Origin of the sequence: Pseudomonas vranovensis (assembly GCF_040438935.1) — a bacterium.
Classification (GTDB): domain Bacteria; phylum Pseudomonadota; class Gammaproteobacteria; order Pseudomonadales; family Pseudomonadaceae; genus Aquipseudomonas; species Aquipseudomonas vranovensis.
Map to the genome: position 1 here is coordinate 2,484,697 of NZ_CP159259.1, position 23,231 is coordinate 2,507,927.

Genomic DNA, 23,231 nt, shown 5'->3' on the forward strand with positions numbered 1-23,231 from the left:
TGTGGCGCGCGATTGGCCAGGCGTCGGCCCGGGGGATCAACGGCAACCTGCGGGCCAAATCGGTTAATCTCGGTGTCAGTCAACTGCGCATGGATTCGCCCCAGCATGGAACTTCATATCAGCCTGAACGGCAGCAAGGGCCTTGCCGAACAACTCTATCGACAACTGCGCGACGGCATCGACAGCGGTCGCCTGACAGCCGGTACCCAGTTGCCGCCCACTCGGCTGCTGGCCGAGCAATTGGGTGTATCGCGCAAGACAGTGGCCGAGGCCTATTCACGCCTCACCTACGACAACCTGCTCAGTGGCAAGGTGGGCAAAGGCACCTTCATCACCCCAGCCCCCACCCACGTACCGGCAGCCGCGTCGTCCATCGCCCTGGCCAGCGCCCAGGCCCTGGAAAAATGGCTGGCCCGGGCCAATCCGCTGGCCGACATGCGCTCGTCGCCGGTGCGCTACGACTTCATCGGTGGTGCATCGAGCAAGGGGCAATTCCCGTTCGACGACTGGCGCCGCTGCAACCAGTACGCCCTGCGCCAGATCCGCACCAGCAGTGCCCGCTACGCAGCCCACCAGGGCCTGCCGGAGCTGCGCGAAGCCATCGCCCGGCACATCGCCTTCGCCCGCGGCGTACGCTGCAGCAGCGCCGATGTGCTGGTGTGCAACGGTGCCCAGCAGGCGCTCGACCTGATCGCCCGGGTGCTGATCGAGCCCGGCTGCAAAGTGGCCATGGAGGACCCCGGCTACACCCCGGTGCGCCAGCTGTTCCTGGCCCAGGGCGCCGACCTGCAGTATGTGCCGGTCGACAGCGAGGGCCTGTGCGTCGAGCAGATCGACGACGGCACCCGGTTGATCTACGTGACCCCTTCGCATCAGTTTCCACTGGGCATGCCCATGAGCCAGGCGCGTCGCGAGGCCTTGCTCGCGCGCGCGGCGGCGTTGGGCGCGATCATCATCGAAGACGACTACGACAGCGAGTTCCGCTACGAAGGCCGGCCCACCGACTCGTTGCAGAGCATGGACCGTCACGGCCTGGTGGCCTACGTCGGGACCTTCTCCAAGACCCTGCTGCCGGAGCTGCGCCTGGGCTACACGATTGCACCGCCGGCGTTGCGCGAAGCATTGTGCATTGCCAAGCAACTCACCGACTGGCACACCCCGACGCTGAACCAGTGGGCCCTGGCCCGGTTCATCAGCGAGGGTTCGCTGCTCAAGCACATCCGCCGTGTGCATGAGGTGTACGCCGCGCGCCGGGCACGGATCGTCCAGCGCCTGCAAGGCGACCTTGCGCCATGGTTCGAGGTGATTCCGGCCACCGCCGGCTATCACCTCAGTGCCCTGGCCAAGGGCGACCTGGACGTGCAGTTCGTTATCGACATGGCGCGCAAGGTCGAGGTCGGGCTGTATGCGCTGGCGCCCTTCCATGCCCAGGCGCCGGTGCGTTCAGGATTGTTGATCGGTTTTGGCGCCATCGAACTGCTGGACATTGACCCGGCCCTGGACCGCTTGCGCGACACGTTGCAACGCCTCGACGGATTGGCCTCCTGACATTCGTCACAATTGGCTATTCGGTCAATGCCTGCGCAGCGCTAAGGTAGTGCCATCGCCGCCTGACGCGGACCTGACTGGAGCAAGCACGATGAGCAACCGTATCGAATGGGCCAAACACGCACCCGAGGCCTATAAAGCCATGGTCGGCCTGGAAATGGCCCTGGGCAAATCGGGGCTGGAGAACTCGCTGCTGGAGCTGATCCGCCTGCGCGCCTCGCAGATCAACGGCTGCGCCTACTGCGTCAACATGCACGCCAACGATGCCCGTAAAGCCGGCGAAACCGAGGCCCGCCTGCAGACCTTGAGCGTCTGGGAAGAAACCGCCTATTTCACCCCCCGCGAACGCGCTGCCCTGGCCTGGACCGAGAGCCTGACCCGCCTGCCCGAGCTGCGCGCACCGGAGCATCAATACCGTGAGCTGCTTGAGCACTTCAGTGAAGCCGAAGTGGCCAACCTGACCCTGGCCGTTGCCACCATCAACGCCTGGAACCGCTTCGGCGTCGGCTTTGCGATGATCCCGAGCTGAGCCGCACGCCCCCTGAAAAACGCCCTGCACTGCAGGGCGTTTTCGTTTGCGGCAAACCGATCAACCCGCCGGCGTCGGCATCACAGGTGGCGTGTATTGCAATGTGGTGCCCAGGAACCACAACAGGAACAGCACCAGCGGAATGTGTACCAGCAACTGCACGAAGGAGAAGCCGATCAGGTCCCGCGCCTTCAGGCCCAGTACTCCCAGCAGCGGCAGCATGTAGAACGGGTTGATCAGGTTCGGCAGCGCCTCGGCGGCGTTGTAGATCTGCACCGCCCAGCCCAGGTGATACTGCAGGTCATTGGCCACCAGCATCACGTACGGCGCCTCGATGATCCACTTGCCGCCACCGGACGGGATGAAGAAGCCCAGCACCGCCGAATAGATGCCCATCAGCAGCGCATAGGTGTCGTGGGAAGCAATCTGCACGAAGAAGGTGGAAATATGGTGGGCCAGGGTTTCGGCATCCACGCCCTTGACCTGGGTAAGAATGGCCGCGATCGAACCGTACAGCGGGAACTGGATCAGCACACCGGTAGTGGTCGGTACCGCGCGGGCCACCGCATCGAGGAAGCTGCGCGGGCGCCAGTGCAGCAAGGCACCGAGCATGATGAACAGCAGGTTGTAGGTGTTGAGCCCGGAAATCGCCGTGATGGCAGGTTTGGTAGCGAACTCGTTGTACAACCAGCCGGCGGCCAGGGCGACCAGCAACAGGGTCAGGATCGGGCTGTATTCCAGCCACTCGCCCGGGCGGGTGCGCTGGGGCGGTGGCGGCGCCGAAAAGCTTGGGTCCACACCGCAGGCCTCGGCGCTGCGGGCACTGGTTGGCCCCGGTGCGGTGGCATAGGCCACCACCAGCGACACCACCACCAGGGCTGTAAGCAGCACACCGGACTGCCAGAGGAAGATGGTCTCGGTGAACGGGATCACCCCGGTGATCGCCAGGATCGACGGCGGCAGGCTGGCCGGGTTGGCCTGCAACTGCGCCGCCGAGGACGACAGGCCCAGGGCCCACACCGCCCCCAGGCCCAGGTAGGCGGCGGCACCGGCGGCGCGGTAGTCCATGTGCAGGTCGGTGCGTCGCGCCAGGGCGCGTACCAGCAGGCCGCCGAACACCAGCGACAGCCCCCAGTTGAGCAACGAGGCGACCATCGAAATCAGCGCCACCCAGCACACCGCCGAACGACCGTTCTTGGGAATGCGTGCCAGGCGGTCGATCAGCTTGACCGCAGGTGGCGAACTGGCCACCACATAACCGCCGATGACCACGAAGGCCATCTGCATGGTGAAGGGAATCAGGCTCCAGAAGCCGTCGCCGAAGGCCTTCGCGGTATCGGTGGGCTTGGCGCCCATGGCCAGGGCGGCAACCGACACCAGCACCACGGCCAGGGCGGCGAACACCCAGGAGTCGGGGAACCAGCGTTCGGCCCAGTTGGAGCAGCGCAGGGCAAAGCGGGCGGAGCGGCTGTCTTGGATATCAGCGGCCACGGGGGGTTTCCTTTTATTGGTTTTATCTGGAACGGCACAAAGCCCCATCGCGGGGCAAACCCGCTCCGGTGGGAGTGGGCTTGCACCGCGATGGGGCCCTGAAAAACGCCTTAGAACGTCATCTCTTTCACATCATCCGGCACGATCAGCTTGCCGGCGGTCTTCTCGACGATCTCTTCAACCGTCACACCTGGTGCGGTTTCGCGCAGGATGAAGGCGCCGTCTTCGATCTCGAGGTAGGCCAGGTCAGTCAGCACCTTGCGGATGCAACCGGCACCGGTCAACGGCAGGCTGCAGCGTGGCAGCAGCTTGGACTCGCCATCCTTGGACGCGTGGGTCATGGTGACGATGATGTTGTCGGCACCGGCCACCAGGTCCATCGCCCCGCCCATGCCCTTGACCAGCTTGCCCGGGATCATCCAGGAGGCGATGTTGCCTTCCACGTCCACTTCAAAGGCGCCGAGCACGGTGAGGTCGACATGACCGCCACGGATCATGGCGAAGGACTCGGCCGAGCTGAAGATCGACGCGCCACGACGGGCGGTCACGGTTTGCTTGCCGGCGTTGATCATGTCGGCGTCCAGCTGCGCTTCGGTAGGGAATTCACCCATGCCCAGCAGGCCGTTTTCCGATTGCAGCATTACATCCATATCGGCCGGGACGTAGTTGGCCACCAGGGTCGGGATGCCGATGCCGAGGTTGACGTAGTAGCCGTCCTTGAGTTCGCGGGCGACGCGCTGGGCCATTTGTTCGCGGGTAAGTGCCATGGTCAGGATCTCTTTGTTGTTCTGTTCGGGGATGGGTCAGGCTTTGAGGGTGCGTTTTTCGATACGCTTCTCGAAGGTGCCGACAATCACCCGGTCGACGTAGATACCCGGGGTGTGGATCTCGGTAGGCAGCAGGACACCCGGTTCGACGATCTCTTCGACCTCGACCACGGTGATCTTGCCGGCGGTGGCGGCCAGCGGGTTGAAGTTCTGTGCGGTGTTGCGGTACACCACGTTGCCGTAGTGGTCGGCCTTCCAGCCCTTGACGATGGCGAAGTCGCCGGTGATGGCTTCTTCAAGGATGTACTTGCGGCCATTGAATTCGCGCACTTCCTTGCCGTCGGCAACCGGGGTGCCGTAGCCGGTGGCGGTGAAAAAGGCCGGGATACCGGCGCCGCCGGCGCGCATCTTCTCGGCCAGGGTGCCCTGGGGGGTCAGTTCCACTTCCAATTCGCCGCTGAGCAGCTGGCGCTCGAACTCGGCGTTCTCGCCCACGTAGGAGGCAACCATCTTGCGGATCTGGTGGTCTTCGAGCAGCACGCCCAGACCGAAGCCGTCGACGCCGCAGTTGTTCGAGACCACGGTCAGACCCTTGACGCCACGGCGCTTGATCTCGTTGATAAGGTTTTCCGGGATGCCGCACAGGCCAAAACCGCCGGCCAGTACTGTCATGTTGTCGGTCAGGCCTTCGAGGGCCTGTTCATAGGTTGCTACGCGCTTGTCCAGTCCGGCCATGCTGATCCGCCTTTTGTAGTTGTTGAACCGACAGGGGTGTCGGTGAGCGTTTGACGCATCTTCACCCCAATACACTTATTTGTTAATTTTGTTTTTATGATCGTTTGATAAATTTTTCAAAAGAATAGACCACCGCCATGAACGTCAAACAGCTGCGCGCCTTCGTCGCCGTCGCCAAGTACCAGAGCTTTGCCCAGGCCGGTGAACACCTGCACCTGTCGCAGCCAGCCCTGAGCCTGACCATCAAGGCCCTGGAAGACAACCTGGGCGGCGCCCTGCTCAGCCGCACCACCCGCAGCGTCAGCCTGACCCCCGAGGGCGAAGTGCTGCTGCCCCTGGCCCGGCAACTGCTGGCCGACTGGGACAACACCGAAGAACTGCTGCGCCAGCGCTTTACCCTGCAACTGGGCCGAGTGGCCATTGCCGCCATGCCGGCCTATGCCGGCAACCTGCTGCCGGCGGCGCTGAAGGTGTTTCGCCAGCGTTACCCTCGGGTCAACGTCACCGTGCATGACGTGATCAATGAACAGGTGCTGGAACTGGTACGCCACCGGCGCGTCGAACTGGGCATCGGCTTTGAACCTGAGGCCAGCGAGCCGCTGGTGTTCAAACCGCTGTACCTTGACCGCTTCGTCGCCGTGGTACCGGCCGACTCGCCCCTGGCACGGCAACAACAGGTGACCTGGCGCGAATTGCTCGCCGAAGACTTCATCGCCCTGCAACGCCCCTCGGCGGTGCGCCTGCTGCTGGAGCAGCACCTGGCCGCCGAGCACGGCAAGTTGGCGGTGGCGTTCGAAAGCCACCAACTGTCGACCATCGGCCGCATGGTTGCCAATGGCCTGGGTGTCAGCGCGGTGCCGGCCTTGTGCATCGGCCAGATGGAAGAACTCGGCGCGCGCTGCGTTACGCTGGTCGAGCCAAGTATCGAACGCCGTATTGGCGTCAGCCTGCTGGCTGACCATAAACTCTCGGCAGCGGCACAGGCGCTGCTTGAAGTGCTGCAACAACATTCCCGACTCCAGGAGGTGACATGCGTACAGTAAAGCTTGCCGACCGGCAGGTGCCAGCCATTGGCCAGGGCACCTGGTACATGGGCGAAGACCCGAGCCAGCGCAGCCGTGAAGTGGCCGCGCTGCAGCAGGGAATCGAGCGCGGCTTGACGCTCATCGACACGGCCGAAATGTATGCCGAAGGCGGCGCCGAACAGGTGGTAGGACAAGCCATCGCCGGGCGCCGCGACCAGGTCTTCGTGGTCAGCAAGGTCTACCCGCACAACGCCAGCCGCGCCGGTGTTCCTGCTGCCTGTGAACGCAGCCTCAAGCGCCTGGGCACCAACTACATCGACCTCTACCTGCTGCACTGGCGCGGCCAGTACCTGCTGGACGAAACCGTCGAGGCGTTCGAGCGCCTGCGTGAGGCCGGCAAGATCGGCCGTTGGGGCGTGTCGAACTTCGATATCGACGACCTGCGCGAACTCCACGAATACAGCAGCCACTGCGCCACCAACCAAGTGCTGTACAACCCGGCCCAGCGTGGCATCGAATTCGACCTGCTGCCTTGGAGCCACAAGCGCCAGCTGCCAACCATGGCCTATTGCCCGCTGGCCCAGGCCGGTCGCCTGCTCAAGCACCCGACCTTGTCCGAGATTGCCGAGCGCCACGGCGCGACACCTGCCCAGGTGAGCCTGGCCTGGGTGACGCGCGAGGACGGCGTGATTGCCATTCCCAAGGCAGTGGACCCTGAGCATGTGCGCCTGAATGCAGCCGCAGCCCATCTGGTGCTGAGCAGCGAAGACCTGCGCGCCATCGACCGCGCCTTCCCGGCGCCGACGCGCAAGCAGCACCTGGCGATGGTTTGAAGCCCCTTGGGGGGTTCGATCCGTAGCCGCTGCCGCCGGGCTGCGATCGGCTGCGTAGCAGTCGCCAGGTAATTCCCACGGCCGCTTCGCGACCGATCGCAGCCTCGCGGCAGCGGCTACAACGCCAGCTCGCCGTTGACGCGCATACGGTTCAATGAAAATCCCGGCTGCGTACGTCGAGCCCCTGCAACAGCGGACTCAGGTCTTCCAGCCGCTGTGCAATCAAATGCCGTACCCCGCTTTCACTCTCGAGCCTTCCGATCACCCGCAACAGCTGCGACCCCACCAGGGCCCGCCGCTGGCGCTCGGCCAGGTCGCGCCAGACCACCACGTTGACGTTGCCAAACTCATCTTCCAGGGTCACGAAGGTCACGCCGCTGGCAGTCCCCGGCCGCTGACGCCCGGTGACCAGCCCTGCCACGCTGACCTTGTCGCCATGCCCGGCCTCCTCCAGCGCCTTTGAACTGCGACAGCCCAACGCATTCAGGCGACGGCGCAGCAAGGTCAGGGGATGCGGCCCAAGGGTGGTGCCGACGCTGGCATAGTCCGCGAACATGTCCTCGCTGACCGAGGGCTGCGGCAACGCCACCGCCGTCTCCTGGACAGGCTCCACCGCGGCGAACAGCGGCAACTGCGCCTGCACCGCCGCCACCTGCCAGCGTGCCTGGTAGCGGTCGCTGGCCAAGGCCCGCAAGGCACCAGCGTCGGCCAGCAGCTCACGGGCGCGGGTATCGAGCTGCGCCCGCTGGCACAGGTCGCCAACATCCCGCCAGCCACGTTCGGTGCGGGCCTGTTCGATACGCCGGGCATCGACTTCACGAAAGCCGCGCACCTGTCGCAGCCCCAGGCGAAGGGCCAAGGCCTGCCCTGCCCCCGGTTCCAGGCTGCAGTCCCAGTCGCTGTGGCAGACATCCACCGGGCGGATCTCGATAGGGTGGCGACGGGCGTCCTGGAGAATCTGGTCAGGGCTGTAGAAGCCCATCGGCCAGCTGTTGATCAGCGCACAGGCAAAGATCGCCGGCTCATGGCACTTGAGCCAGCAACTGGCATAGGTCAGCAAGGCGAAGCTCGCGGCGTGGGACTCGGGAAAACCATAGCTGCCAAAGCCCTTGATCTGCTCGAAGATACGTTCGGCGAACTCGCTGCTGTAGCCGTTGGCACGCATGCCGCTGATCAGCCGCTCGCGGTGCGGCTCAAGGCCACCGTGGCGTTTCCAGGCGGCCATGGCCCGACGCAGTTGGTCGGCCTCGCCCGCCGAGTAGCCACCGGCGACCATCGCCAGCTCCATGACCTGCTCCTGGAACAACGGCACGCCCAGGGTGCGTTTGAACACCTTCTCCAACGCAGGCGATGGATACGACACCGGTTCCAGCTTTTGGCGCCGGCGCAGGTAGGGGTGAACCATGTCGCCCTGGATAGGCCCCGGGCGCACGATCGCCACCTCGATCACCAGGTCGTAGAAATCCTTGGGCTTGAGCCGCGGCAACATGGCCATTTGCGCCCGTGACTCGATCTGGAACACCCCGACGGTGTCGGCGCGGCCGATCATTTCATAGGTCGCGGCACAGTCGGCGGGGACAGTGGCCAGGGTCAGCTCACGGCCACGATGGCGGTACAGCAGGTCGAAACACCGGCGCAAGGCCGTGAGCATGCCCAGGGCGAGAATGTCGACCTTGAGCAGGCCGACCAGGTCCAGGTCGTCCTTGTCCCACTGGATTACCGTACGCCCGTCCATGGCGGCGTTTTCCACCGGCACGAGGCTGTCCAGGGGCTGTTCGGAAATCACAAAGCCGCCGGGGTGCTGGGACAGGTGCCGGGGAAAGCCGATCAGCTCGCCGGTCAGTGCCAGCACCCGCCGCAGCAACAGGCTGTCGGGGTCGAAGCCGGCCTCGCGCAGTTGCTCGGGCGGCGGCAGGCGATCGCTCCAGCGCCCGCAGCACTCGGCCAGGGCGTTGATCTGCGCCACCGGCAAGCCCAGCACCCGGGCGATATCGCGCACGGCACCGGCGGCATGGTAGGTGCTGGCCACGGCCGTCAGGGCCGCGCGATGGCGGCCGTAGCGGCTGAAGACATACTGCAGCACTTCTTCACGGCGCTCATGCTCGAAGTCGACATCGATGTCGGGGGGTTCATCGCGCTCGCGCGACAGAAAGCGCTCGAACAACAGGTGGCTGTGCATTGGGTCCAGCTCGGTGATCCCCAGCACATAGCACACCACCGAGTTGGCCGCCGAGCCCCGCCCCTGGCAGAGGATGCCCTGGCCACGGGCAAACTGGACGATGTCATGCACGGTCAGAAAATAGCGTTCGTAGTTCAGCTCGGCGATCAGTTCGAGCTCATGCTCCAGCGCATTGCGCGCCTTCTCTTCGATGCCCCTGGGCCAGCGCCAGCGCTGCCCCTGCTCGCAGAGGTGGCGCAACCAACGGGTGGCCGTCTGGCCGGCCGGGACCAGTTCGCGGGGGTACTCGTAGCGCAACTGGCTGAGGTCGAAACGGCAGCGGCCGGCAATGCGCAGGGTTTCATCGAGCAAGGCCTGCGGATAGAGCTCGGCCAGCTGCGCCAGGGGGCGCAGGTGACGCTCACCGTTGGCGAACAGGCGCTGCCCGGCCTCGGCCACGGTGCAGTGGTGACGGATGGCGGTCATGCTGTCTTGCAGGGCGCGTCGCCCGCGGGCGTGCATGTGTACATCGCCCGCCGCCACCGCGCGGATCTGCAACGTCTCGGCCAAGGCCTGCAACTGCTGCAGGCGCAGCCCATCGTCGGCGCCACGGTGCAGCTCCACCGCCAGCCACAGGCGCTCGGCGAAACGCTCGCACAACCAGTGACCGGTGGCCAGGTCATCCTCATTGCCATCCGGCACCCACAGGGCCAGCAGCCCCTCCAGCGGCCTGTCGAAATCGTCGCGCAGCAGCTGGTACGCGCCCTTTTGCGCCCGCCGCCGGCCCAGGGTGATCAGCCGGCACAGGTGCTGGTAGCCCGTCAGGTTCTCGGCCAGCAGCACCAGTTTTGGCCCCTGGTGCAGGCGCACTTCGCTGCCGACGATCAGGGCCAGCCCAACGGCCTTGGCCGCCTGCCAGGCCCGCACGATGCCCGCCAGGGTGCATTCGTCGGTAATGGCCAGGGCCTGGTAGCCATGCTGGCGGGCACGCTCGAACAGTTCCCTGGCGCTGGAGGCACCGCGCTGGAAGCTGAAATTCGACAGGCAGTGCAGTTCGGCGTAGGCCTGGGACATGCTCATGCGAACCAGCCCTGCAGCCACAACGGACCGTCTTCACCCAGGTTGCGGTAGGCCCAGGCATACAGCCCGGTCGGGGTCTGCACCCGGTAGTAGTCACGGCGTATATCACCGCCATCCCACCAACCGGACTCGATCCGCTCGGCACCCGTCAGCAGCCGCACCCCCACCCCCGGCAAGGCCTGGGGTTCGGCCAGCAGCCAGCCCGGACGCGGCGCCGTCGGCGCCGGTGGCAACTGGGTGGCGTTGTCCAGGCGCCAGGCGCACTCGGGGCGATGATCGTCCTGGGCCGCAAGGTTGCGCACCGCGCTATCGCCCAGGCGTGCGCGCAGGCGTTCGCGCAACTGCTCCCAGGGCTGGCTCTGTTGCGGGCGTGGGTCGAACAGTTCGCTGTGCTGCGGCACAAAAGCCGGCAGGTCTTCGGCCAGCAGGCGCAGGTTGCGCACCGGCGCGCCCAGCTGCAGTTGCTCCAGGCGCCCACGGGCCAGCTCGAAGAGCATCTGCGGGTCACGCTCGGCAGCCAGCAGGCCGACGACCACGCAGGTATCGGGGCCTTCGGCGTGCTCCAGGTGCAGGGTGAAGCGCTGCACGCCACTGTCGCGCCCGGCCAGGAACGCGGCCAGGTCGTTGATCAGGCGGCGCAGGGGGAACAGCAAGGCCTGGTGCGACTCCACATCGAAGTTGAGCTCGATACGGGCATCGAAGCGGTCCGGCGGCAGGTAGAATGACAAGGCCATGGGCCGTACCCCCAGCAAGCGGTCCAGGTGCAGTTGCACATCAGCAGCAAAGCGCCGGGCCAGGGCCTGGCGCGGCAACGCCATGACCTGGCCAAGGCGGCGCAGGCCCATGCGCGCAAAGGCGCTGGCCGCCTGCGCCGGCAAACCGATCCGCTCGATAGGCAGTTGCTCAAGGGCCTCGCGGGTTTGCTCGAGGTCGGTCAGCGCCAGGCCGTCATGGCAGTTGGCAAGCATGCGCGCGGCCACCGGGTTGCTGGCCAGCACGATACGGTGGCGAAACCCCAGGGCACTCAGTTCGGCCCGCAGCCGCGCCTCGAACGCAGGCCACGGCCCGAACAGCCCCAGGCTGGACTCGACCTCGAGCAGCAGCACCCGCGGGTAGTGCAGGCTGACCTGTGAGCTGAAACGATAGGCCCAGGCAGCCAGCAGTTGCTGTAGCGGCTCGATGGCGCCCGGATCGTGGTCAACGCAGGTGAAATGCCCCGCCAGCGCCTGGGCCGTGGTCAACGGCTGGCCGGCACGCAGGCCCAGGGCTGCAGCGGCCGGGTTGACCGCCTGCAGCACCCGGCGCTGGGGCGGGCCGCTGAGCAGCACCAGTGGCGTGTCGAGGTCGTCGCGCCCGCGCAGCACGGCGTCGAGTGCCAGCTGCGGCAGCAGGATACAGGCCCAGAGCATGCGCCATCAGCCTCGCCCGGGGCAGGCAATGGGCGTGGCCGGGGCCAACCCGCCTCGGCACTTGAGCACCCGCCACTGGGCCGGGCGTGCATCGACGGCAATGCGCAACGCCGCCGGCGACGGATTGAGCGCCGCCTGCATCGAGCGCAAGGCAAAGGCCAGGGTCTGGCCGCTTTCGGCAGCCACCTGCAAGCGGCGCAAGGCGCGGTCGTCGGGCTTGTGCGGCCAGCACAGCACCGCGCCACAACTGCCCGAGCGCAGGCACTGCTCGGCAGCCCAGAGCACCTCGCCAGGTGGCGCCTGGATCAGGGCAATGTGCTGCAGGTCGACTCCGGCTGCCTGCCAGGCGGGTGCATAGGGCACAAAGGGCGGTGCCACCAGTACCACCCGTTCACCACGGGTGGTCAGCCGCGCCAGGCTCGGCCAGAGCAAGTGCAGCTCGCCACAGCCCTCGGCGGCCAGCAGCACCTCGGTGAGCGCAGCCGCTGGCCAGCCTCCCCCCGGCAGCGCCGCATCCAGCAGCGCATGGCCGGTGGGTTGCAGGCCCTGGGGCTGCGCGTGGGGGCGCCCCTTCCAGACCCGTTGCTGGTCGAGCAAGCCGTCGAGGCTGACCACGGCGCCCATCAGCCGCGCCTCACCAGGCCGCAGAACACGCCCTCGATGACGAAGTCCTGGCCCGGGCCGATGTCGATCGGCGCATAGGCCGGGTTGCGGGGTAGCAGGCGGTAATGCTGGGCGCTGACCCGCTCGAAGCGCTTGATGGTCACCTCACCCTCCAGGCGGGCGACGATGATCTGCCCGTCGCGGGCCTCGGCCTGTTGCTTGATACCGACCAGGTCGCCGTCGAGGATGCCGTCGCCGAGCATCGAGTCGCCGCGCACCTTGAGCAGGTAGTCGGGCGAGCGGCTGAACAGGTGGGCATCGAGCATGAGCTGTTCGTGGATGTCGACGTCGGGGCCTATCGGCCGCCCTGCCGCCACCTGGCCCAATACCGGGATCTCCAGTACCTCGGGGCGGCGCAAGCCACCCGCCAGACGAATGCCACGGGCCTGGTTGGGCGTGACCTCGATATACCCGGCCTCGCACAAGGCCTGGATGTGCTTGCGCGCCACACTGCGCGAGGCAAAACCGAAGGCCGTGGCGATATCGGCCAGGCTCGGCGGCTGGCCGTGGTCGGCGATGCGATCACGAATGAACGTGAGAATGGCGCTGCGTTTGGGCGATAAAATATTCATGGAGTACATTTGTACTCTTTTCGTATCCCGCTGACCAGCCCCCTTGATCGGGTTATGCTGGGCGGCCCTTGCAGCGGACCCCGACATGCTTGAAGCCCTGTTGTTCGACCTCGACGGCACCCTGACCGATACCGACAAACTCCATCTGCTGGCCCTGCAGCAGCTATTGCGCGAAAAAGGCCGGGACTTGACCGAAGCCGAATTCGCCGCCCACGTCAGCGGTCGGGCCAACGCCGACCTGTGCCGCTACCTGTTTCCCGACCGGCCACTCGCCGAGCACCAGGCCTTCGCCGACCTCAAGGAGGCGCGCTTTCGCGCCCTGTCGCCGAGCCTGCAGCCCACCGCCGGGTTGCTGCGCCTGCTTGAACATGCCGAACAGCACGGCATCGGCATGGCCGTGGTTACCAATGCGCCGCGGGCCAATGCCGAGCACATGCTCGAAGCGCTGGCCCTGGGTGGACGTTTCGAGCATGTGCTGGTGGCTGAAGAGCTGGCGCGGGCCAAGCCTGACCCGCTGCCCTACCTCACCGGCCTTGAGCGGCTTGGGGCGCGTGCGGCCCATGCCCTGGCGTTCGAGGACTCGGTGCCGGGCGTGACCGCCGCCAGCGGCGCAGGAATCTTCACCGTGGGGCTGTCTACCAGCCAGTCCGCCGAAGCCCTGCATGCCGCCGGGGCGCAACTGGTGGTGGCGGACTTTGACGATGCGCGGTTATGGGAGTTGATCCAGCCCGCTTCCTCCTAGCGACTGCTATGCAGTCGATCGCAGCGCGTTCCTCGCCAGCGGCTGCGGTTTGCATGTAGCCGCTGGCGACAGCCTGCGATCGGCCGCGCAGCGGACGTACTCCAGTGCATTATTGCTCCCCACCCAACTGCCCCATTTCGGTGCCAACGCACTAGAATGGGCAACCTTCCCCACCCGGCAACCTCCATGGATATCGAGCTGGCCCGTACATTTCTGGAAATCGTCCGCAGCGGCAGCCTGGTCTCCGCCGCCGAACGTTTGCACGTCACCCAGACCGCCATCACCGCCCGGGTGCAGAAGCTCGAACAACAATTGGCCTGCCAGCTGTTCATCCGCAGCCGCAGCGGCGCCAGCCTCACTGCCGATGGCGAGGCATTCGTGGTCTATGCCAATCAGTTGGTGCAGACCTGGGAAGCGGCCCGCCGCGACCTGCCTCTACCCCAGGGTTGCCACCAGGTGCTGCACATCGGTGGCGAAGTGAGCCTGGGCAACCCCATGGTGCTGGGCTGGGTCAGTGCCCTGCACCGGGCGATGCCCAGCCATGCCATTCGCAGCGAAGTCAGCGACGGCGAATCATTGCTGCGCAAAGTGGAAATGGGTGTGCTCGACGCCGTGCTGGTCTATCAGCCCACCTATGGCCCAGGCCTGCAGGTGGAACAACTGATGGAAGAAAAACTGATTCGCGTGCGTCGCAAGGACAGACCCGAACCCTACATCTACATCGACTGGGGCCAGGCCTTTCGCCGCCAGCACGACGCGGCCCTGCCCGAATGCGCGCGCCCAGCCCTGAGCTTCAACCTCGGCCCGCTGGCGCTGCAGTACATCCTCGAACATGGCGGCAGTGGCTACTTCCGTACCCGGGTGGTCCAGGCCTACCTGGACAGCGGCGTGTTCGAGCGGGTACCGCAAGCCCCGGAGTTCACCTACCCCACCTACCTGGTCTACGCCCGCGAGCGCGATAGCCAGGCGCTGCAGCAAGCCATCAGCGTGCTGCAGCAGGTAGTCGCCAGTGAGAGCGATTGGTCACAGCGCTGGGACCCGGTCATCTGAACGCACCGGCGTGCTGAGCACGTACCGCTTGAGCCCGGCGATCAGATCGGTCTGGGTGATGACCCCGACCAGTTGCTCGCCGTCCATCACCGGCAGGCAATGCAGCCCCTGCTCACTGAGCAGCGGAATCAACGCCACGGCAGGTTCATCACTGCGGACCGTGACTACCGGCCGACTCATGATCTGCTCTAGCACGACCTTCGGCTGACGCCCGAACAGCCCGCGCCAGCTGAAGCGGGCCTGGGCCATCGCCGGGCCCACCAGGTCACTCAAGCTCACAATCCCCACCAACCGACGCGTTTCATCCAGCACCGGCAGAGTCTTCAAGTGGTGGCTCGACAGTTGCTGCCAAGCCTCATGCAACGTCGTTTTCGGCGTGGCCTGCTGCACATCGCGCGACATCACCGACGCGGCGGTAATCCCGCCAAGGCTGCGCTGCAAGGCATGCTGTTCAGTGGCCAGAATGATCCGCTCCAGTTCATCGCGGGTCACATCGACAAACTCACCCAGCTCCTCCAGGGCATGGTCCAGGTCCGCCCCGCTGACCCCGACCCGCTCGGCGGGCACGGTATCGGTGGTGTGGTGCAAGTCTTTGCGCGGCGCCGCCGTTTTTGGATAGCGCACCCCCGTCAGGCGGTTGAAGATCACCGCCACGGCCACCAGCACCAGGGCGTTGAGCATGATCGGCTCGAACACCTGGTTACCCATCGAGGCCAGGGATGAATCAGCCAGCACCACACTCACTGCCACCCCACCTCCCGGCGGATGCAGGCAGCGCATCAGGCACATCACCACAATCGCCAGCCCCAACGCCAGGGCCGCCACCCACAGCGCCGAACCTAACCAGTGGTGCAACGCCAGCCCGACCACCGTGGCACAGGCATAACTGCCCAGGAACGGCCAAGGTTGTGCCAGCGCGCCGGAATGCACGGCAAACAACAGCACGGCCGAGGCCGCCAGCGGGCCAAGCAGATGCAGCGCCACCGTCGCACCGAACGCCTGACTGCAAGCCAAGCCGGCGAGCAACAGGCCGAGCAGTGCGCCAACACTTGCACGAACGCATTCTTTGAAGGGGATATTCAGTGGGGCCGGCAGCAGCCGGTGAAGCAGACCGCGGGTAGACATGGGGAAATCGGGTACCTGGCAGTAAAAAAAGCCCGGCCAAAGCGGCTGGGCTGAGTATCGCGAGGGCAATACCTAATGGGCTCCGTCCGTGGAGATGGAATTTTGAAGGGGTCGAGCGTGGCAGGGATTTTGCCGGAGATGGGCCGGGTAGCGGTAATTCAAAAAAATGAAGGCTGAGTGCATTTATTTTGAGGTGTAGCGCCTATGACCGCCCGTTGTCCTCACGATCACGTGCATAGCGCCGGGCAAGCGCAAACGCTGGTAACCAGGACTCACGCCTGATGGTCCAGCTCTCGTACGTCGGCACCAACTGATCAGGTGCATCCAGGGTCCCCAGGTTCACTTCGATCTCATCGGCGGTACGGGCAAAAACGGACGATCCGCACCGAGGGCAGAAATACCGTCCGGCATACTCGTGTGCCTCGCCTTCGATCGCCACGGCATCCTCCGGGAAGATCGCGCTGGCATGAAACAGCGCCCCGTGATGCTTGCGACAATCCAGGCAGTGGCAGATCCCTACCCGGTAAGGGTGCCCGGACGCCACGATGCGTACGTTGCCGCATAGGCAACCCCCGGTGTAGTGGTTCATGCTGACCTCACGCACGGTTGTTATCGGAGCGTGTAAAAATAGCAGCCAATGCTTGAACCCACTGCCCAGAGGCGGATACCCAGATGCCCAATCCCGAAGCCACTCTGCTGCAAAGCTGGCACCACAACGCCCAGCCCTGGATCGACGCTGTGCGCAGCGGCGCCATCGAAAGCCGCCGGCAGGTCACCGACCAGGCCATCCTGCTGGCGGTGCTGGGCCGCCAGCCTGGGCGCGTGCTGGACCTGGGCTGTGGCGAAGGCTGGCTGTTGCGCGCGCTGGCTGACCGCGGCATCGAAGCGGTCGGCGTGGATGGCGATGCCACCTTGGTCGAGGCGGCGCAAGCGGCAGGCTCCCGTCACGTGCAAGTGGCCAGCTATGCTGCGCTGGCCGCAGCAAGCGTGGACATCGGCCACGACTACGACCTGGTTTGCGCCAACTTCGCCCTGCTGCACCAGGACATCATCCCGCTGCTGAGTGCCATGAACGCCCTGCTCGCCCCAGCAGGTACGCTGGTGATCCAGACCCTGCATCCCTGGGCTGTCGCGGCGGGTGATTATCAGGATGGCTGGCGCGAAGAAACCTTTGCCGGGTTCCCGGGACAGTGGCAGCCCATGCCGTGGTACATGCGCACCTTGTCCAGCTGGATCAACGCGCTGGACATGGCCGGCTTCACACTGGGCGCCCTGCAAGAGCCACAACACCCGCAAAGCCCCGTGCCACAGTCACTGCTATTGGTCGCCGAGCGCCGGTAGCCGTTGACGGGGTATCCCCCCCGAAACGGCCACGGCGTTGCGTTGAGCATCTTTTTCATCAATCGGCGCAACGAAGTCGCATCCTGGAACCCCACCCGTCCGGCAATCGTCTCCACCGAGAATTTGCTGTTGGCCAGCAACCCCGGTGGCGCCTGGGCGGCCAACGGCAGGGTCTGGCAGTTGGCTGACTTCACCCTGGCGGCGGGATACCGACATTTGCAGTGATCAGAAGCGCCAGGTGGCCCCGCCGCCAATGATATGCAGGGCCGCATTGTCATAGGTGCCCGACACCGTGCCGCCCGAGCGGGCCTTGGTCTGCTCGACGTCCATGTCGCCCATCCACACCAGGGTGTAGGCCAGGTGCAGGTCAAGGCCTTCGTCGATCTGGTAGTTGACCCCTGCGGCCAGTCGCCAGGCCTCGCCCATGGGATTGTCGACGGTGCGGTCCTTGTCATCCACCGCCGAACTGTCGTAGCCCAGGCCCATGCTCCAGCGCAGCTTGGGCGTCGCCTGGTACTGCGCACCCAGCGAGGCATGCCAGGTGTCCTTGTACTTGCGATCGGCGGTACGCGAGACCCCGAGTACATCGGCGTCGACCTCCACGCCGATGGCGCCGAACTCGCTCCAGTCCTGCCAGCCGAGGCTGCCGAGCAGCTTCCACTGCGCATCCAGGTCATGGGCGACACTGAACAGCACCGTCTGCGGCACCGACATGTCCAGCTCCAGGCTGTCTACGTCCAGGCGGCGCAGGGCTGCGTTGATGATCAGGTTGTCGACCTTGTGAACGCTGGGGCCGTCCTTGAACTCCAGGTCGACTTTGCTGGTATAGGCCAGGCCCAGCTGCGTACGCTCGTTGAGCTGGTACATCAGGCCGAGGTTGACGCCGACGCCGACGTCGGTGTCCTTGTATTCGAGTTGCCCGTCGGGGCGATCGAGCACGCCGAGCAAGTTGTTGTTGATGGCCGTTTCGTTGCGGTAATAGGCATAAACGATGCGCGGGCCGATACCCACGCTCAGGTCATCGGTGAACTTGTACGCCAGGGTCGGCTGGAACGACACAGCGATGATCGCCGCCTCCTGGTTGAAGTAGCGCCCCGCCCAGTCGTCGTCGTAGTTCAGCGCCAGGCCGAAGTTGCCGTACATGCCAAAGCCGATGGCCGAGCGCTCGTCAATCTGGTGGCTGATAAACAGGCTGGCACCGGGCAGGTACTCGAGGGCGTTGCCGCCTTCGTTGCCAGTAAACTGATTGTTGCTGTCACGGGAAAAGCGCAGGTCGCCAAGAATCACCTGTGCGTTGGCGCTGACCTGGGTGCCCTGCAGTTGGGCGATACCGGCGGGGTTGCTCATCAACACACTGGGGTCGGTGGCCAGCGCCGCGGCGCCGGCATTGGCCAGGCCATTGCCTTCCTGCCCGGCTTCATAAATCAGAATACCGCCAGCCCAGACGTTGCCTGAAGCCAGGCCCAGGCTCAGGGCCAACAGGGTTGTGTAGGGTCGATAAGCGCGAAGCATGGCACGTCCTCTGTGACGATGGGCAAACGAGAGATCAACTCAAGCGCTGGCGAGCCCAATAACGGTCAGCAGAGTAAAAATAGTAGGTCTTTGCAGGTAGTCGAGTATCGACGGCACAAAACGTGTGATGGATGGCCGCTGCGCGCTCAATCGCAGCCTGGCGGCAGCGGCTACAGAGGAAGCGACCACCCCGTCCTTGGGGTGGTCGCCATGACAGGTCACTTGATGAAGCGCACCTGACTGTTGATTTTCTCGATCACCGCGCCCTTGCGTTCGTTGAAGCGCAACGTGTTCTGCTCGAACAAGTTGTTGCCCTTGGTATCGATGGAAATGATCAGCGGGCCGAACTCACGCACACGGTTGACCCACAACGTTTCGGGCATGCCCAGGTCCTGCCACTCGGCCCGCTCGATTTCCTCGACCTGGGTGGCGGCCAGCACTGCACAGCCCCCCGGGAAAACCGCATGCACGGCCTTGTTCTCCAGGCAACCGGTGGTGGTCTCAGGGCCCATGCCACCCTTGCCGACAATCAGCTTGACGCCGGTTTCCTCGATGAATTGCTTCTCGAACTTCTCCATGCGCATGCTAGTGGTCGGCCCGATGGACACCATCTCGAAGCTGCCGTCATCCTTTTTGCGCACGATGGGCCCGGCGTGAAAGATTGCGCCCCCGCGCAAGTCCACGGGCAGTTCGCGCTTGAGCTCGATCAGCCGACGGTGGGCCACGTCGCGGCACGTCACTAACTGGCCGGTCAGGTAGACCACATCACCGACATTGAGGGCCGCCAGGTCTTCGTCCTTGATCGGCGTGGGGTGAATGCCCCCCTGGGCTTTGGTCGCACCCACGTCGGCCCGGCGGTGTCTTCATTTGCCAGGTGCTACCCGGACGTTGAAGTGCAGCTGCAATTGACCGACCGCCCCATCAACCTGCCGGACGATGCCATCGACGTCGCCATCCGCTTTGGCGAACTGCCCGACTCCCGATTGATTGCGCGCAAGATCGCGGCCAATCGCCGGCGGCTGTGCGCGGCGCCGTCGTACTTGCAGGCTCATGGCCACCCGCACACCCCCAAGGACCTCGTGCAGCACAATTGCATCGTGCTACGCCAGAACGACGCGGCGTTTGGCAGTTGGCGGCTGAGCCGGGGCAAACAGACCGAATCGGTCAAGGTAAGAGGCAGTCTCAGTACCAACGACGGCGAGGTGGCGCTGAACTGGGCACTGGATGGCCAGGGGATTCTGATGCGTGCCGAGTGGAACCTGGCCGGCCACCTGCGTTCGGGCCGGCTGGTGGAAGTGCTGGGCGAATATGAAACGCCACCTGCGGACATCTACGCCGTGTACCTGGAGCGCCTCAACCTCTCCGCGAAGGTGTCGCTGTTTGTCGAACACCTCAGAGACTTCTTCCACCGCAACGCCGACGGATCTGCCTGGCCGTGAGCGGCGTTGCCCCCTGGCCTTCCGAGGGCCCGTCAGTGCAATCCATGCCTGCGAAAATTTACTTCAAACGCTTACAATCTGCCGCCCCTCCCACTCATTTGACCGTCCCGTGAGGCTATGACCCTCGATCCCTCGACCCTGTTGACGCTTTCCGTCGCCCTGGCCGCCGCCGCCGCCCTGTACCTGGCAATTGAATGGCGGAGTATTCGCGAGCCTTCGCTGCTGTTCTGGAGCGCGGGCTTTGCCACCATTGCCGTGGGCTCGACACTGGCACTGTTGCGCGGCAGTGGCTTGCTGTTCATCGGCATCTGGTTCGCCAACGGCTTGTTGGTCACGGCGCACTGGTTGTTCTTGCTGGGCGTTGCACGCTTCACCCAGACGCGCCTGTCGCGCGCCTGGTACCTGATCTTCATCGCCTGGCTGGGGTTGCTGCTGTTGCCGGGTGAGCAACCGTGGTCGAAGGTCACGCTGCTGGTCAATTCGCTGCTGGTCGCTGTGCTCGCGCTCAGGGCCAGTTTCTTGCTGCGCCCCCACGGTAAATCCTTGAGCGTGGGCGCCGTCCAGTTGCGCTATGTACTGCTGGCCCATGGGGTCTTCTACCTGATCAAATCCCTGATCGCCATCATCCCGGGCACGCTGATCGACCTCGCCGCATTCCGGGGCGAAATCATCCAGGTTTCGCTGGTCGAAGGCGCCATGGCGATCATGCTGATCGCCCTGTCGATGACCGGTACCGAGCGCCATCGGCGTGAACAGCAGATAGAACAGCTGGCCGCGCGCGATCCATTGACCGCCCTGTTCAATCGCCGCGCCCTGGAGGTACGGGCACCGCGTTTGCTCAAGAATGTCTGCAGCGCCCGCCCCGGCGCCGTGTTGCTGATTGATATCGACAACTTCAAGCTGGTCAACGACCTCTATGGCCATACCGCCGGCGACCGCTTGCTGGTGACGTTGAGCGAGATGATTCGGGCGGTGCTGCCGGAAGACGCGCTCGCCGCCCGCCTGGGTGGCGACGAGTTCATCATCGTCCTCAAGGGTGCATCGAGCGCGCGCATCGAACAGCTGGGCCGCCAGCTGCGCGACCAGTTCCATACCACCACCGCACAGGCATTCGCTACGCCCCTGCCAGTGACGCTGAGCATTGGCGCCAACCTGTTCGACCAACCACCGGCCAGCCTCGAGGGCGTGATCGAGCACAGTGACGCTGCGCTGTACGCCTCCAAGCGCAGTGGACGCAACAGCATCCGCGTAGTCGACCGGACCACGCTGTGATGCCGACCACAAAAATGACATCAAATAGCCATCTTTTGGCGTGAAACAATCGCCCGGTCGCTGTATAAAGCTGCTCCAAGCCAACAACCCCGCAGCCTGAACGGCTGCAGAGACGTGTGAGAACAGCATGCAACCGGGAAGCAGCATTAGCGCCAGGGTCATTTCCGACGCAGTCAATCAACGTGCCGAACGCGCCTTTGGTAAAAGCGCGAAAAATGCAGTCACCGTTGCAAACATTGAACATCACACCGCCAGTGTCGACTACGCCATTCGCACCAGCTACAGCCTGGAGGTCATCTCGCGCCCAGTGCGAGTGAACACCACACCGTTGTCCCAGGAAGGTGCCCGCGCCGCACTCCAGGCCCGGCAAGCCACCTTGATGTCGAACCCGGGCCAGGCGTTTCGCCAGTTGGTCATCGACCACCTCAAGGCCAATCCGCTGCGCATCAGAAAACCGGCAAAGTTCAAGATCGCCAGCGACGATCACTTCTACTACAGCTGGCAGGCCTGCCACGGCTGCGCCGGCGGCGGCAGCATTCATTGCCATAGCTGCCACGGCCGTGGTTCCGTGAGCTGCGGCGGCTGTTACGGTTCCGGTCAGGAGCAGTGCTGGCAATGCAATGCCTCAGGCTGGGTCGGAGGCCCTCGGTACTGCGGCTATTGCGGTGGATCCGGGGTGCACGTGGGCAATCGTTGCAACGCCTGTGCAGGCCGCGGTGGCAGTGGCCACCCATGCCCGGGCTGTGCCGCCGGCGGCAAGGTTGCTTGCTCGCGCTGCCGGGGCACCACCACCGAACAGTGCAGTACGTGCAACCGTGGCTGGATCACCTGCGACACCTGCGATGGCGCGTGCAACCTGACTTACGAGTGGCACTTCGACATTCACGCAAAAACCGAGATCACCTATCACTGGTCCGGCGGCCAGCCCTGGATGTCCGAACACCTGAAGGCGGCAGTCAATGACGAAGCCAACTTCCCGTCGGTGTTCCAGGTCAGTTCGATTTTTACCGGGGACGAGGATGCCTACCGGTTGACGGGCAAAGGCTACGCCAACGGCGCTACGGCCACCGTCACCTACAAGGGGCGCAGTGCGGCGTGCCAGTTCCTCGGCGAAACGGCCGTGCCCGTCGATCTTGGCGGGGTGCTGTCGGGCAACTTCGTCCATGTGCTGCAACGTATGGCCAACCCCAAAAAGTTGCGTGCCGTTCACAAGGCCTCCACTCACACCATCGCCTCGGCGTTGATCAAGGAGGTCGAGCAGGAAGGTGGTGAGGTGAAGGCGTCGACGCCGGTAAAGTCGGGGGTGGTTACCCTGGAACAGGCCGAGCAGTTCCTTGCCCTTCGCGAGCAGGCCAAGCGCTACATTTTCCAGAGTTGGAACACGTTCACGTGGCGCGCGGTAATGCGTCTATCGTGGTCGATCTTCATCTGGCTGAGCCTGTTCTACCTGGGCGTCAACCTGCTCGGCAAGGTTCAGCCCGGGGCTACCCAAGGGGTCATTGCCCTGCTCCGGTTTCCTGCAGAGGTGTTCCACACGCTGCTGCTGCCGTATCGCATTGCGCTGGAACACGGGGGCTGGACCCTGTGGACGTTCATGCTCGCGAGCCTTTTTGCCGGCTCGAGGATCGTTCCCAGGGTATGGCCGAAAATCGACCACTGGCCCGACAGCCTGTGGCTGCGGGCTCCCGTGCTGCTGCTGACAGGGTCGCTGGCACTGGCTGTATTGCTGGCATTGGCACCTACGACCACGTTCTATTTCTTTCCGCCAGGCTGGGTGCCCAGCGCTGCACGGATAAGCCAGGCCATCAGCGGTACTGTTGCGATGATGCCGGCGATGTTCATCACCTCAGTCTGCGTGGCGCTGGTACGGTACAAGCTGGCCAGCAAGCGCTGGGTACACAAGCAGCGCCTCAAGCTGAGCTTCTGAGCAAACAGCCCCC

General features: G+C 64.8%; 21 protein-coding genes and 1 pseudogene. 11 read left to right on the forward strand and 11 right to left on the reverse strand.

Annotated features, from left to right (window positions below; genetic code table 11):
* The first annotated feature begins 105 nt into the window (after positions 1 to 105).
* Together ABVN19_RS11415 and ABVN19_RS11420 are read left to right on the forward strand one after the other, a co-directional pair.
* Positions 106 to 1,548 carry a PLP-dependent aminotransferase family protein gene (locus ABVN19_RS11415; protein ID WP_105641981.1) on the forward strand — a complete coding sequence of 481 codons (1,443 nt, stop codon included), beginning with the start codon at positions 106 to 108 and terminating at the stop codon, positions 1,546 to 1,548.
* A gap of 91 nt (positions 1,549 to 1,639) precedes the next feature.
* On the forward strand, positions 1,640 to 2,077 hold the full coding sequence (locus ABVN19_RS11420) for a carboxymuconolactone decarboxylase family protein (protein ID WP_028946068.1): 438 nt from the start codon (positions 1,640 to 1,642) through the stop codon (positions 2,075 to 2,077).
* A 60-nt stretch (positions 2,078 to 2,137) separates the two neighbouring features.
* Here ABVN19_RS11420 and ABVN19_RS11425 read toward each other — a convergent pair whose 3' ends face one another.
* From ABVN19_RS11425 to ABVN19_RS11435, 3 genes are all read right to left on the reverse strand, one after another.
* Positions 2,138 to 3,568 (reverse strand): TIGR00366 family protein, encoded by a 1,431-nt coding sequence (locus ABVN19_RS11425; protein WP_105641980.1) that lies wholly within the window; start codon positions 3,566 to 3,568, stop codon positions 2,138 to 2,140.
* A gap of 110 nt (positions 3,569 to 3,678) precedes the next feature.
* Entirely contained in the window at positions 3,679 to 4,335 is a 657-nt protein-coding gene (locus ABVN19_RS11430) for a CoA transferase subunit B (RefSeq protein WP_028946066.1), read from the reverse strand.
* A gap of 36 nt (positions 4,336 to 4,371) precedes the next feature.
* Entirely contained in the window at positions 4,372 to 5,070 is a 699-nt protein-coding gene (locus ABVN19_RS11435; RefSeq protein WP_028946065.1) for a CoA transferase subunit A, read from the reverse strand.
* Positions 5,071 to 5,207: 137 nt separating this feature from the next.
* Here ABVN19_RS11435 and ABVN19_RS11440 point away from each other — a divergent pair, with 137 nt between their 5' ends.
* Positions 5,208 to 6,113, forward strand: coding sequence for a LysR family transcriptional regulator (locus tag ABVN19_RS11440; RefSeq protein WP_028946064.1), 906 nt, complete (start codon positions 5,208 to 5,210; stop codon positions 6,111 to 6,113).
* Positions 6,101 to 6,928 carry an aldo/keto reductase gene (locus ABVN19_RS11445; RefSeq protein ID WP_028946063.1) on the forward strand — a complete coding sequence of 276 codons (828 nt, stop codon included), beginning with the start codon at positions 6,101 to 6,103 and terminating at the stop codon, positions 6,926 to 6,928. The genes ABVN19_RS11440 and ABVN19_RS11445 overlap by 13 nt, the downstream gene beginning before the upstream one ends.
* Positions 6,929 to 7,079: 151 nt before the next feature.
* On the opposite strand, the gene ABVN19_RS11450 is transcribed toward ABVN19_RS11445, so the two are convergent.
* From ABVN19_RS11450 to lexA, 4 genes are read right to left on the reverse strand one after another with little or no spacing between them, the layout of a single operon-like run.
* Positions 7,080 to 10,187, reverse strand: coding sequence for an error-prone DNA polymerase (locus ABVN19_RS11450; RefSeq protein ID WP_209420975.1), 3,108 nt, complete (start codon positions 10,185 to 10,187; stop codon positions 7,080 to 7,082).
* Entirely contained in the window at positions 10,163 to 11,575 is a 1,413-nt protein-coding gene (locus tag ABVN19_RS11455) for a DNA polymerase Y family protein (protein WP_105641979.1), read from the reverse strand. Before ABVN19_RS11455 ends, ABVN19_RS11450 begins: the two co-directional genes overlap by 25 nt.
* A gap of 6 nt (positions 11,576 to 11,581) precedes the next feature.
* Positions 11,582 to 12,199, reverse strand: a complete 618-nt coding sequence (gene imuA / locus ABVN19_RS11460; RefSeq protein WP_028946060.1) for a translesion DNA synthesis-associated protein ImuA — start codon at positions 12,197 to 12,199, stop codon at positions 11,582 to 11,584.
* Positions 12,199 to 12,819 carry a transcriptional repressor LexA gene (lexA, locus tag ABVN19_RS11465; RefSeq protein ID WP_028946059.1) on the reverse strand — a complete coding sequence of 207 codons (621 nt, stop codon included), beginning with the start codon at positions 12,817 to 12,819 and terminating at the stop codon, positions 12,199 to 12,201. Before lexA ends, imuA begins: the two co-directional genes overlap by 1 nt.
* 76 nt (positions 12,820 to 12,895) lie before the next feature.
* On the opposite strand from lexA, the gene ABVN19_RS11470 reads away from it, so the two are divergent.
* Together ABVN19_RS11470 and ABVN19_RS11475 are read left to right on the forward strand one after the other, a co-directional pair.
* Complete coding sequence (locus ABVN19_RS11470) at positions 12,896 to 13,552, forward strand: HAD-IA family hydrolase (protein WP_028946058.1); 657 nt, start codon at positions 12,896 to 12,898, stop codon at positions 13,550 to 13,552.
* Between the two features lie 186 nt (positions 13,553 to 13,738).
* Positions 13,739 to 14,602: a LysR family transcriptional regulator gene (locus ABVN19_RS11475; RefSeq protein ID WP_028946057.1), complete on the forward strand. Its 864-nt coding sequence runs from the start codon at positions 13,739 to 13,741 to the stop codon at positions 14,600 to 14,602.
* Here the strand turns inward: ABVN19_RS11475 and ABVN19_RS11480 are convergent.
* Positions 14,576 to 15,727, reverse strand: coding sequence for an HPP family protein (locus ABVN19_RS11480; protein ID WP_028946056.1), 1,152 nt, complete (start codon positions 15,725 to 15,727; stop codon positions 14,576 to 14,578). The two genes, ABVN19_RS11475 and ABVN19_RS11480, sit on opposite strands and share 27 nt — an antisense overlap.
* Positions 15,728 to 15,929: 202 nt before the next feature.
* Complete coding sequence (locus ABVN19_RS11485; RefSeq protein ID WP_028946055.1) at positions 15,930 to 16,316, reverse strand: GFA family protein; 387 nt, start codon at positions 16,314 to 16,316, stop codon at positions 15,930 to 15,932.
* An 83-nt stretch (positions 16,317 to 16,399) separates the two neighbouring features.
* On the opposite strand from ABVN19_RS11485, the gene ABVN19_RS11490 reads away from it, so the two are divergent.
* Positions 16,400 to 17,068, forward strand: a complete 669-nt coding sequence (locus ABVN19_RS11490; protein ID WP_028946054.1) for a class I SAM-dependent methyltransferase — start codon at positions 16,400 to 16,402, stop codon at positions 17,066 to 17,068.
* A 42-nt stretch (positions 17,069 to 17,110) separates the two neighbouring features.
* A complete protein-coding gene (locus ABVN19_RS11495; protein WP_158259234.1) occupies positions 17,111 to 17,293 on the forward strand; it encodes a hypothetical protein in 183 nt (60 codons plus the stop codon).
* Here the strand turns inward: ABVN19_RS11495 and ABVN19_RS11500 are convergent, their stop codons facing one another.
* Positions 17,294 to 18,580 (reverse strand): OmpP1/FadL family transporter, encoded by a 1,287-nt coding sequence (locus ABVN19_RS11500; protein WP_028946052.1) that lies wholly within the window; start codon positions 18,578 to 18,580, stop codon positions 17,294 to 17,296.
* Between the two features lie 218 nt (positions 18,581 to 18,798).
* Positions 18,799 to 19,425, reverse strand: a complete 627-nt coding sequence (gene ttdB / locus ABVN19_RS11505; RefSeq protein ID WP_245219129.1) for a L(+)-tartrate dehydratase subunit beta — start codon at positions 19,423 to 19,425, stop codon at positions 18,799 to 18,801.
* On the opposite strand from ttdB, the pseudogene ABVN19_RS11510 reads away from it, so the two are divergent.
* The 3 genes and pseudogenes from ABVN19_RS11510 to ABVN19_RS11520 all read left to right on the forward strand — a co-directional run.
* Positions 19,393 to 20,019 (forward strand): annotated as a pseudogene (locus ABVN19_RS11510) (LysR substrate-binding domain-containing protein); the annotation flags it as partial. The gene ttdB and the pseudogene ABVN19_RS11510 sit on opposite strands and share 33 nt — an antisense overlap.
* Positions 20,020 to 20,136: 117 nt before the next feature.
* Positions 20,137 to 21,291 (forward strand): GGDEF domain-containing protein, encoded by a 1,155-nt coding sequence (locus tag ABVN19_RS11515; RefSeq protein ID WP_028946050.1) that lies wholly within the window; start codon positions 20,137 to 20,139, stop codon positions 21,289 to 21,291.
* A 127-nt stretch (positions 21,292 to 21,418) separates the two neighbouring features.
* Positions 21,419 to 23,218, forward strand: a complete 1,800-nt coding sequence (locus ABVN19_RS11520) for a hypothetical protein (RefSeq protein ID WP_028946049.1) — start codon at positions 21,419 to 21,421, stop codon at positions 23,216 to 23,218.
* Positions 23,219 to 23,231: the final 13 nt, after the last annotated feature.